13 protein-coding genes are annotated in these 9,911 nt (G+C 52.0%); 1 reads left to right on the forward strand and 12 read right to left on the reverse strand.

Features of this window, described 5'->3' with window-relative positions; all coding sequences use genetic code 11:
• Positions 1-13: 13 nt before the first annotated feature.
• From fusA to fkpA, 8 genes are all read right to left on the reverse strand, one after another.
• Positions 14-2,128 carry an elongation factor G gene (gene fusA / locus M1D91_RS21295; protein ID WP_437432846.1) on the reverse strand — a complete coding sequence of 705 codons (2,115 nt, stop codon included), beginning with the start codon at positions 2,126-2,128 and terminating at the stop codon, positions 14-16.
• 96 nt (positions 2,129-2,224) lie between these two features.
• Positions 2,225-2,695 (reverse strand): 30S ribosomal protein S7, encoded by a 471-nt coding sequence (gene rpsG / locus M1D91_RS21300; RefSeq protein ID WP_004106370.1) that lies wholly within the window; start codon positions 2,693-2,695, stop codon positions 2,225-2,227.
• 95 nt (positions 2,696-2,790) lie between these two features.
• The gene (gene rpsL / locus M1D91_RS21305; RefSeq protein ID WP_003023654.1) at positions 2,791-3,165 is read right to left on the reverse strand and encodes a 30S ribosomal protein S12; all 375 of its coding nucleotides are present in this window, start codon (positions 3,163-3,165) and stop codon (positions 2,791-2,793) included.
• A gap of 124 nt (positions 3,166-3,289) precedes the next feature.
• On the reverse strand, positions 3,290-3,577 hold the full coding sequence (tusB, locus tag M1D91_RS21310; RefSeq protein ID WP_437432845.1) for a sulfurtransferase complex subunit TusB: 288 nt from the start codon (positions 3,575-3,577) through the stop codon (positions 3,290-3,292).
• Positions 3,578-3,584: 7 nt separating this feature from the next.
• Positions 3,585-3,944: a sulfurtransferase complex subunit TusC gene (tusC, locus tag M1D91_RS21315; protein ID WP_437432844.1), complete on the reverse strand. Its 360-nt coding sequence runs from the start codon at positions 3,942-3,944 to the stop codon at positions 3,585-3,587.
• On the reverse strand, positions 3,944-4,330 hold the full coding sequence (gene tusD, locus M1D91_RS21320) for a sulfurtransferase complex subunit TusD (protein WP_437432843.1): 387 nt from the start codon (positions 4,328-4,330) through the stop codon (positions 3,944-3,946). Before tusD ends, tusC begins: the two co-directional genes overlap by 1 nt.
• Positions 4,330-5,052, reverse strand: coding sequence for a helix-turn-helix transcriptional regulator (locus M1D91_RS21325; RefSeq protein WP_437432842.1), 723 nt, complete (start codon positions 5,050-5,052; stop codon positions 4,330-4,332). Before M1D91_RS21325 ends, tusD begins: the two co-directional genes overlap by 1 nt.
• 164 nt (positions 5,053-5,216) lie before the next feature.
• Positions 5,217-6,053 (reverse strand): FKBP-type peptidyl-prolyl cis-trans isomerase, encoded by an 837-nt coding sequence (fkpA, locus tag M1D91_RS21330; protein ID WP_437432841.1) that lies wholly within the window; start codon positions 6,051-6,053, stop codon positions 5,217-5,219.
• A gap of 234 nt (positions 6,054-6,287) precedes the next feature.
• On the opposite strand from fkpA, the gene M1D91_RS21335 reads away from it, so the two are divergent.
• A complete protein-coding gene (locus M1D91_RS21335; RefSeq protein ID WP_437432840.1) occupies positions 6,288-6,506 on the forward strand; it encodes a protein SlyX in 219 nt (72 codons plus the stop codon).
• A gap of 60 nt (positions 6,507-6,566) precedes the next feature.
• On the opposite strand, the gene slyD is transcribed toward M1D91_RS21335, so the two are convergent.
• The 4 genes from slyD to kefG all read right to left on the reverse strand — a co-directional run bounded on the left by slyD (position 6,567) and on the right by kefG (position 9,828).
• Positions 6,567-7,166 (reverse strand): peptidylprolyl isomerase, encoded by a 600-nt coding sequence (slyD, locus tag M1D91_RS21340; RefSeq protein WP_437432839.1) that lies wholly within the window; start codon positions 7,164-7,166, stop codon positions 6,567-6,569.
• Between the two features lie 94 nt (positions 7,167-7,260).
• On the reverse strand, positions 7,261-7,461 hold the full coding sequence (locus M1D91_RS21345) for a YheV family putative zinc ribbon protein (RefSeq protein ID WP_437432838.1): 201 nt from the start codon (positions 7,459-7,461) through the stop codon (positions 7,261-7,263).
• A 10-nt stretch (positions 7,462-7,471) separates the two neighbouring features.
• Positions 7,472-9,277 (reverse strand): glutathione-regulated potassium-efflux system protein KefB, encoded by a 1,806-nt coding sequence (kefB, locus tag M1D91_RS21350; RefSeq protein ID WP_437432837.1) that lies wholly within the window; start codon positions 9,275-9,277, stop codon positions 7,472-7,474.
• On the reverse strand, positions 9,277-9,828 hold the full coding sequence (kefG, locus tag M1D91_RS21355; RefSeq protein WP_437432851.1) for a glutathione-regulated potassium-efflux system ancillary protein KefG: 552 nt from the start codon (positions 9,826-9,828) through the stop codon (positions 9,277-9,279). Before kefG ends, kefB begins: the two co-directional genes overlap by 1 nt.
• Positions 9,829-9,911 lie beyond the last annotated feature (83 nt).

The raw sequence follows: 9,911 nt of genomic DNA on the forward strand, positions 1-9,911 counted from the left end.
TTAACCCTGCGGCTTATTTACCACGGGCTTCGATTACGGCCTGAGCAACGTTGTTCGGCGCATCATCATACTTCAGGAATTCCATAGTATAGGATGCACGACCTTTGGTCAGAGAACGCAGCTGAGTTGCATATCCGAACATTTCAGACAGCGGAACTTCAGCGTGGATCTTAACGCCAGTTACTTCGGATTCCTGACCGCGCAGCATACCGCGACGACGGCTCAAGTCACCAATCACGTCACCGGTGTTCTCTTCCGGAGTCTCTACTTCAACCTTCATGATCGGCTCAAGCAGAACTGGTTTCGCTTTCTTAAAGCCTTCTTTAAAGGCGATAGAAGCGGCCAGTTTAAACGCCAGTTCAGAGGAGTCAACGTCATGGTAAGAACCGAAGTGCAGACGAATACCCATGTCTACAACCGGATAACCAGCCAGCGGACCAGACTTCAGCTGCTCCTGGATACCTTTATCAACGGCAGGGATGTATTCGCCAGGAATTACACCACCTTTGATGTCGTTGACGAACTCGTAACCTTTCGGATTTGAGCCCGGCTCCAGCGGGTACATGTCGATCACAACGTGACCATACTGACCACGACCACCAGACTGCTTAGCGTGTTTACCTTCAACATCGGTAACTTTCTGACGAATCGCTTCACGGTAAGCAACCTGCGGTTTACCTACGTTAGCTTCGACGTTGAATTCACGTTTCATACGGTCAACGATGATATCCAGGTGAAGTTCACCCATACCAGCGATGATAGTCTGGTTAGATTCTTCATCAGTCCATACGCGGAATGACGGGTCTTCTTTCGCCAGACGGCCCAGAGCCAGACCCATTTTTTCCTGGTCAGCTTTGGTTTTCGGTTCTACTGCGATGGAGATTACCGGCTCAGGGAATTCCATACGCTCCAGAATGATCGGGTGATCCGGGTTACACAGGGTGTCACCAGTAGTCACGTCTTTCAGACCGATTGCAGCAGCGATGTCGCCCGCACGAACTTCTTTGATCTCTTCACGTTTGTTAGCGTGCATCTGAACGATACGACCGAAACGCTCACGTGCAGCTTTCACGGAGTTCAGTACGGTATCACCAGAGTTAACCACACCGGAGTAAACGCGGAAGAAGGTCAGGTTACCCACGAACGGGTCAGTTGCGATTTTGAACGCCAGTGCAGAGAAAGGTTCATCATCGCTGGCATGACGCTCAGCCGGAGTATCTTTACCATCATCCAGCATACCGTTGATTGCCGGTACGTCGGTCGGTGCTGGCAGGTAATCAATTACCGCATCCAGCATTGCCTGTACGCCTTTGTTTTTAAACGCAGAACCACAGGTAACCAGAATGATTTCGTTGTTCAGAACGCGCTGACGCAGCGCTTTCTTGATTTCTTCCTCGGTCAGCTCTTCGCCGCCCAGGTATTTTTCCATCAGCTCTTCAGAGGCTTCAGCAGCGGACTCGATCAGGTTCTGGTGCCATTCGTCAGCCAGGTCCTGCATGTCAGCCGGGATATCTTCGTATTCGAAGGTAACGCCCTGATCGGCTTCGTTCCAGTTGATGGCTTTCATTTTCACCAGGTCGATAACACCGGTGAAACCTTCTTCAGCACCAATTGCCAGCTGCAGCGGAACAGGGTTCGCGCCCAGACGGGATTTGATCTGACCAACAACTTTCAGGAAGTTCGCACCCATACGGTCCATTTTGTTAACGAACGCGATACGTGGAACTTTATATTTGTTTGCCTGACGCCATACGGTCTCAGACTGCGGCTGAACACCACCAACTGCGCAGTAAACCATTACCGCGCCGTCAAGAACACGCATGGAACGTTCAACTTCGATGGTGAAGTCAACGTGCCCTGGGGTGTCGATGATGTTTACGCGATGCGGTTCATACTGTTTGGCCATACCAGACCAGAAGGCAGTAGTCGCAGCGGAAGTGATGGTAATACCACGTTCCTGCTCCTGTTCCATCCAGTCCATGGTAGCGGCGCCGTCGTGAACTTCACCGATTTTGTGGTTAACACCGGTGTAGAACAGAATACGTTCGGTAGTCGTGGTTTTACCGGCGTCGATGTGCGCACTGATACCGATGTTACGGTAGCGTGCGATAGGTGTTGTACGAGCCATTTTATTCCTCGTTTATTGCATTAGGCGTTCAGTTAAGTTACCCAGAACGGGCGCCTCATCTGAAGCGCCCGCCTGGTGACTATGACTCCGAAGGGATTACCAACGGTAGTGTGCGAACGCCTTGTTGGCTTCTGCCATACGGTGAACGTCTTCACGTTTCTTAACTGCAGTACCTTTGTTATCTGCAGCGTCAGAAAGTTCGTTCGCCAGGCGCAGAGCCATGGATTTATCACCGCGTTTACGAGCAGCTTCAACGATCCAACGCATTGCCAGGGCATTACGACGAACCGGACGAACTTCAACTGGAACCTGATAAGTAGAACCACCTACACGGCGGGATTTAACTTCTACAGTCGGGCGAACGTTGTCGAGAGCAACTTCGAACGCTTCCAGTTCATTTTTTCCAGAACGCTGAGCCAGGGTCTCCAGCGCGCTGTATACGATTGCTTCTGCAGTAGATTTTTTACCATCTACCATCAGGATATTTACAAATTTAGCCAGCAGTTCTGATCCGAACTTAGGATCCGGCAGAATTTTACGCTGACCAATGACGCGACGACGTGGCATGGAAATACTCCGTTGTTAATTCAGGATTGTCCAAAACTCAAAGAGTTTAGTTTGACATTAATATAAAACGTTTGGCCTTACTTAACGGAGAACCATTAAGCCTTAGGACGTTTCACGCCATACTTGGAGCGTGATTGCTTACGGTCTTTAACACCGGAGCAGTCAAGCGCACCACGAACGGTGTGGTAACGAACACCCGGGAGGTCTTTTACACGACCGCCACGGATCAGGATCACGGAGTGCTCCTGCAGGTTGTGACCTTCACCACCGATGTAGGAAGTCACTTCAAAACCGTTGGTCAAACGAACACGACATACTTTACGCAGTGCGGAGTTCGGTTTTTTAGGAGTGGTAGTATATACACGAGTACATACGCCACGTTTTTGCGGGCATGCTTCCAGCGCAGGCACGTTGCTTTTCGCAACTTTGCGTGCACGTGGTTTGCGTACCAGCTGGTTAACTGTTGCCATTAAATAGCTCCTGGTTTTAGCTTTTGCTTCGTAAACACGTAATAAAACGACCTCATATAATATGAGGACGCAGAATTTTATGGCTGTGCTCAAAAGGTGTCAAGAAATATACAGCGATCCCGGGTCACCAACGCATCTGGGTCTCATGTTTTAGCGTCAAACCAACGAAGTCAGTATAGCTAACCCTGACGGCGCTGCTCGAAATTTGACCAGACAGGCCGCGCGCGTCAACATCTTCACCAAGTACATGCACCGTTATGGGGGCATTACGCAGTAACTCAAGGTAGCGCCCTCCTTCCAGTGCTGCGATCACGCCGTCAGAGAGCAATAAGAGATCATCCCCTTCTCGCAGGGTGCGCAGCAATGTCGTCATATCACATTGCCAGGGCGAATGAGCCAGAGTGTGCAACATAAACGCCTCAAAACGTCATCACGACATCGTAATCGTTCAGTTTGTTACGCAGTGCGTCAGGTTCCAGGCGCTGCACTGGTAACACAAACGGCGTCGCCTCATTCAGGCCGCGCTCACGCATGGATGCCTGACAAACCCAGCACGCTTCGATGTCATACAGAGGAAGAACTTTAAAGGTAGCGATGTAATCGCGCGCCAGAATGGCGCCGGGTTGCTGACCCGCAACCACCTGAAAAACACCATCACCCATGAAAAATACGCCGATATCCTCGGTGAAGGCAGACGTTGCCATTAAGGCATCCAGGCCCTCTCGTCCGGCAGTCGTTCCGTGCGGCGCAGAAGTAAAGATAAACGCAATACGTTTCATTAGAATTGCACCATGCGATCGCAGGTTAACGCAGCCTCAGCCAATGCCCCCAGCCCGGAGAGCAAAAACCCCGCCTGCAGGTTAGCTGCCGGAAGGCCCTGTTGCTTCGCCTCATTCTCGTCGGTCACACCTCTGCGCAGCGCAGCGGCCACGCAGATATGCAAGGCAACCTGGTGGTCGTGGTTCAGGCGTTGCCAGGCGCGAACCAAATCAAACTCATCGCTGGCAGGGGAGGTCAGCGCATTAGCATTGCTGACGCCCTCCTGATAGAAAAAGATACTCTCCAGCTCATGGCCGCTATCCAGCACCGCGCGGGCAAACTGATAAGCGCTACTGGCCTGCTGGCTGCCATAAGCCGGACCGGTGACCATAAGAGCAAAACGCATTAACGCTCCTGCCCGGAAAAATCACCGCTTTTGAACTGACGGATATAGAGATACACCGTGTGTTTAGAAATGTTCAACCGATCCGCAACCTGGTTTATTGCATCTTTAATGTCGAAAATCCCTTTCTCATACAGGTTCAGAACGATTTGACGATTTTTCGCATTGTTAGATACGTTGCGGTCGGCATTGACTTCTTCAATGGTAAATTCCAGCGTCTGCGTCACCAGATCCTCAACTGAGGAGGCAAAGTTAACGGCTGAGCCGGGGTCCGGAGTTTCTGGCGGAATAAACGTATTCATGATTTGTGAGAATGGCACGTCAAGGTTCATGTTGATACACAACAGCCCAATGACACGATGATCACGATTGCGGATAGCAATAGTCACGGATTTCATTAAGACGCCGCTTTTCGCGCGCGTGAAGTAACATTTTGAGACGCTACTGTCCGCACCGGTCATATCATGCAGCATACGCAATGCAAGGTCGGTAATCGGCGAGCCGATTTTACGCCCGGTGTGTTCGCCGTTGGCAATACGAATGGCGGAACATTTCAGATCCTGCAGGGAGTGCAAAACGATTTCACAGTGAGAACCAATGAGCATCGCTAACCCGTCCACCACTGCTTCGTAAGATTTCAAAATATCGAAGTCAGTCTGATCGAAAGGACGTTGATCCAGTAAATCAAGTTCACTGGTTTCGTTGGTTAAAAGCGACCTGGACATGAAAAAAAACACTCCTTTTCAGGAGCCTGTCGTTAAGTTTTCAGGGCAGGCTCGACATAAACACGAAGAACTAAATTAATACAGCGTAGGTGACGCTTTCCAGAATTATATCCTTACTGCAATAAAAAAAACCGCCGCCCTTAAGGCGGCGGTTTTCATCACTGTTATTTTTTGGCCGCATCGGCAGCTTTATCACCCGCCGGGGCGGCTGGCGCGGCTGGCGCCGCATCGGCTTTTGGTGCCGGCTTAATATCCAGCAGTTCTACGTCAAAGACCAGCGTAGAGTTGGCCGGAATGCCCGGAACGCCGTTTTTACCGTAAGCCAGGTCTGGCGGGATAGCCAGCTTGATTTTTCCGCCTTTCTTGATGTTTTTCAGGCCTTCAGTCCAGCCCGGGATAACACCATCAAGACGGAAGGAGAGCGGCTCACCACGGGTGTAAGAGTTATCAAACTCTTTACCGTCGATCAGCGTACCTTTGTAGTTAACTACCACGGTATCGCTATCTTTCGGTGCTTCACCCGTTCCCTCTTTCTCTACCTGATAGACCAGGCCAGTAGAAGAGGTTTTCGCGCCTTTTTCTTTGGCAAAGGCTTCACGGTAGGCTTTCCCTTTGGTTTCGTTCTCAACTGCATCTTTTTCCATTTTTTCCTGCGCAGAGGTCTTCACGCGGGTTTCAAAAGCTTGCAGTGTCTGCTCAATTTCCTGGTCAGTGAGTTTGCTCTTATCAGCAAAGGCATCCTGAACACCTGCGATCAGCTGAGCTTTATCCAGTTTGATACCGAGCTTTTCTTGTTCTTTAAGAGAGTTTTCCATGTAACGGCCCAAAGACGCACCCAGTGCATATGCTGATTTCTGGTCGTCATTTTTAAAGGTCGATTTGGCGTCAGCGGCGGCTGCTGGAGCCTCTTTAGTTGCCGTTTCAGCAGCAAAGGCAAGCGGCGCATTCAGTGCAACGGCCATTGTGGTCGCCAACAGCGTGACTTTAAACAGTGATTTCATCCATTTCTCCAGGGCCGGGGCCTCTCGCCCCAGGTTTTAAACGTAAATGAGGAACGTACTATAAAACGTTGCGGGACAAATCAACATAAGGACGCCCCCTGAATTCGACAGTTTTCAGACTATTTTTGTTTAAATTAGTTTCGCCCACCCCGCTTAATGCTGCAGATGATGAGAAAGTTCAGTAAAATCCGCCGCTCCAGCGGTAATCGCGCCAGAAATTGAATGAGGTGAAGTATGCAAGATTTAACACTGGAAGCGCGTCTGGCAGAACTGGAAAGTCGACTGGCCTTTCAGGAAATGACCATTGAAGAGCTTAATCAGACGGTTATCGCCCACGAGCTTGAGATGGCGAAACTGCGCGATCTCATGCGCCTGGTGACAGAAAAATTGCAAGCCAGTCAGCCGTCACATCTTGCCTCGCCGTCTGAAGAGACCCCACCGCCCCATTATTGAGACGTAAAAAAAGCGGGATATCCCGCTTTTTTATTATCAACCGTCAGACAGACCGGAAGATTAGTGGCAACCGCAGCCGCCGTTGCCGCCGCAACCACCTTTACCGTGGCTATGGCCGTGGTCGTGATCGTGGTCATGACCGTGTCCACCGCAGCAACCATCGTGACCGTGGTCATGATCGTGATCGTGGCCATGAGCGCCATGCACGTGACCGTGAGCCAGCTCTTCTTCCGTTGCTTCGCGGATTGCCACGACTTCAACGTTGAATTTCAGGTTCTGGCCCGCCAGCATGTGGTTACCATCAACCACAACGTGATCATCTTCAACTTCGGTGATTTCTACCGGTACCGGGCCCTGGTCGGTTTCTGCCAGGAAGCGCATGCCAACCTGCAGTTCGTCAACGCCCATGAACACGTCTTTAGGAACGCGCTGCACCAGGTTCTCGTCATATTGACCGTAAGCGTCGTTTGCACCTACAGCAACGTCAAATTTGTCGCCAACTTCATGACCATCCAGCGCGTTTTCCAGGCCGGAAATCAGGGAACCGTGACCGTGCAGATAGTCCAGCGGCGCACTCACCGGAGACTCATCAACCAATACACCGTCTTCTGTACGTACCTGATAGGCCAGGCTGACCACCAGGTCTTTTGCTACTTTCATGATATCTCCTGAGCGTGGGAAAATTGCTGGCGCAGATTGTATCGGAAATCCGCACCCGTGTACCCTTTAGCTTAAAAAAACTCTGGGTATATCGCTAGTCGGGATGAAAGATCCCGATAACTTGTTCCTCTTTGCGAACATGATCGCGTGCATTTTTATCCGCTTCACGCATCTGATGACCACACTTAACACACTCAACAATATCAACATTATTTTCGCGCCACATCGCCATTGTGTCTTGCGCGTTGCAGGACGGACAGACCGCCCCGGCAATAAAACGTTTACGAATTGCCATACATTTCCCCTTACTCGAACTCGTCCCACCCATCCAGCTGACGACGTTCCTGTTGCATTTCACGCTGGAAAATCTCTTCCAGCTCGCGTCGTGCTTCCCTGACGCGGGAAATCTGCGACGTATCGGTATGTACCGGCATCAACTCACGCAGCATACGCATATCCAGACGGCGGAAATGCAACTGCGCACGATGCGCCTGATGGGGATGGACTCCCAGCGAAATCAGCGTCTTGCGTCCAAGTTCCAGCGCACTCGAGAAGGTTTCGCGCGAGAACTGAGTGACGCCCCGTTGTAATAGCTCGTGAGCTTCTACACGCCCCCGGGCACGCGCCATGATGTTAAGATGAGGAAAATGCTGCTGACAGAGCTCCACCACCCTCATCGTATCCTCAGGCTCATTACAGGTGATGACAATGGACTGAGCCGCCTGCGCACCGGCTGAACGCAGAAGCTCCAGCTGCGTGGCATCCCCGTAATAGACCTTATAACCATACTTACGCATCAGATTAACGGCACTGATGTCGCGCTCCAGTACAGTGATGCGCATCTTATTGGCCATCAGTAAGCGACTGATGACCTGCCCGAATCGACCAAACCCCACCACAATCACCTGCGGTTGATCGTCCTCCACCCACGGCGCTTCATCTTCATCTTCGGCGGTGTTGAACTGGCGTGAAAGCAGCCGGTCAATCAGCTTCATCAGGAGGGGAGTGGTCATCATCGACAAGGTGACCGTCACCAGCAGCAGTGCCATCTGATCGTCATGAAACAGGCGCTGTGAAGAGGCCGAAGAGAAAAGCACGAAAGCAAACTCTCCCCCCTGGCTCAACACCCCGGCAAACTGCATTCGCTCAGCGCTACGAAGGCCGTACAGGCGAGCCAGTACATACAGCACCCCTGTTTTCACCACCACCAGCACCGCCACGCTCATCAGCACCCACAATAAATGGGTATAGAGCACGCCCAGGTTAAGCGCCATGCCTACCGAGATGAAAAAGAGGCCGAGCAGCAGCCCTTTAAAAGGATCGATGGCGGTTTCAAGCTCGTGCCGATACTCACTTTCCGCCAGCAGAATACCGGCGATGAAAGTGCCCAGCGCCATCGACAGCCCCAGCGCATCCATAAACAACGCAGAGCCCAGCACCAGCAGCAGCGTTGCAGCGGTAAAGACTTCCCGCACGCCGGATCCTGCAATATAGCGAAACACCGGGCGCAGCAGATAACGGCCGCCCACGAGCATCACGGCAAAGGCCAGCACCTTCATACCGATTTTGATCCAGTCAGGATGCTCGTCGCCATTACCGGCAAGCAATGGCACCAGCGCCAGTGCCGGGATCACCGCCAGATCCTGGAACAGGAGCACCGAGAAGCCCAATTGCCCGGACTCATTGCGGTTCATGCCTTTATCCCGCATCAGTTGCAACGCCATCGCCGTAGAGGACATCGCCAGCCCAATACCGCCAATCACCGCCGCTTGCCAGGAGAACTGCGTCAGCATCAACAGCCCCGCCAGAATAGCGGCACTGAGTAAAACCTGTGCTGCCCCGACGCCAAAGATAGAACGTCTTAACGACCAGAGTTTGGAAGGATTCAGCTCCAGCCCGATGATAAACATCAGAAAGACGACACCCAGTTCAGAGAAGTGCAGGATCTCATCTACATCACTGATAAAACCTAAGCCCCAGGGACCAATAGCAATCCCTGCCAGCAGGTAGCCAAGCACCGCACCAATACCGAGCCGGGCCGCAAGCGGGACTGCCACCACGGCGGCGAAGAGAAACAGGACGCCGGCCAGCAGTAAATCTGAACCTTCCATTAAAGGCCTCCCGTCATTACGGGTGAGGCCAGCCAGTCGGCGTAAGCCCTGGCATGATTGGCCAGCTCCGGTGGTGACTGTCTGCGTGCCCAGTAGACCACAATCGGACTCATCCAGTGCATACGGCACATGGCGGCGGTGAGCTCAAAGGGACGCAGTATGTCACTCAGCGGATAGCGGTTAAGCCCGTCATAGCGGTACGCTGTTTCAGGCTCGCCGGTCGTAATAACACTTCGCCAGTACTTTCCCGCGAGTTGACTCCCTCCGGGGCCACTGGCGAATTCACGGGTAAGCACGCGATCGAGCCACTCTTTCAGCAGTGCCGGGCAACTGTAAGTATAAAGCGGATGCTGAAACACGATGACCTCGTGCTCCCGCAGTAAGGCTTGCTCCCGTGGGATGTCAATAAAAAAGTCTGGATACTGTGCATAGAGGTCATGCACGGTGACATTGTGCAGTTGCGTTGCCGGCTTAAGCAAAACCCGGTTAGCCACCGAGTCCTGTGATTCCGGATGGGCATACAGCAGCAGTACCTTCGCTGTCTGGGACATCATCCCCCTCCCGGGTATAAAACAGATCATTTTCGTGGCGTGGGTAATGCCGCCAGAATGATTTTGTGTAAATTCTTTGTTTT

It is taken from the genome of Enterobacter sp. SA197, from assembly GCF_054131575.1.

Bases quoted from the DNA above. Each gene is read 5' to 3' on its own strand.
- fusA (WP_437432846.1), bottom strand. From the start codon at position 2,128: ATGGCTCGTACAACACCTATCGCACGCTACCGTAACATCGGTATCAGT.
- rpsG (WP_004106370.1), bottom strand. From the start codon at position 2,695: ATGCCACGTCGTCGCGTCATTGGTCAGCGTAAAATTCTGCCGGATCCT.
- rpsL (WP_003023654.1), bottom strand. From the start codon at position 3,165: ATGGCAACAGTTAACCAGCTGGTACGCAAACCACGTGCACGCAAAGTT.
- tusB (WP_437432845.1), bottom strand. From the start codon at position 3,577: ATGTTGCACACTCTGGCTCATTCGCCCTGGCAATGTGATATGACGACA.
- tusC (WP_437432844.1), bottom strand. From the start codon at position 3,944: ATGAAACGTATTGCGTTTATCTTTACTTCTGCGCCGCACGGAACGACT.
- tusD (WP_437432843.1), bottom strand. From the start codon at position 4,330: ATGCGTTTTGCTCTTATGGTCACCGGTCCGGCTTATGGCAGCCAGCAG.
- M1D91_RS21325 (WP_437432842.1), bottom strand. From the start codon at position 5,052: ATGTCCAGGTCGCTTTTAACCAACGAAACCAGTGAACTTGATTTACTG.
- fkpA (WP_437432841.1), bottom strand. From the start codon at position 6,053: ATGAAATCACTGTTTAAAGTCACGCTGTTGGCGACCACAATGGCCGTT.
- M1D91_RS21335 (WP_437432840.1), top strand. From the start codon at position 6,288: ATGCAAGATTTAACACTGGAAGCGCGTCTGGCAGAACTGGAAAGTCGA.
- slyD (WP_437432839.1), bottom strand. From the start codon at position 7,166: ATGAAAGTAGCAAAAGACCTGGTGGTCAGCCTGGCCTATCAGGTACGT.
- M1D91_RS21345 (WP_437432838.1), bottom strand. From the start codon at position 7,461: ATGGCAATTCGTAAACGTTTTATTGCCGGGGCGGTCTGTCCGTCCTGC.
- kefB (WP_437432837.1), bottom strand. From the start codon at position 9,277: ATGGAAGGTTCAGATTTACTGCTGGCCGGCGTCCTGTTTCTCTTCGCC.
- kefG (WP_437432851.1), bottom strand. From the start codon at position 9,828: ATGTCCCAGACAGCGAAGGTACTGCTGCTGTATGCCCATCCGGAATCA.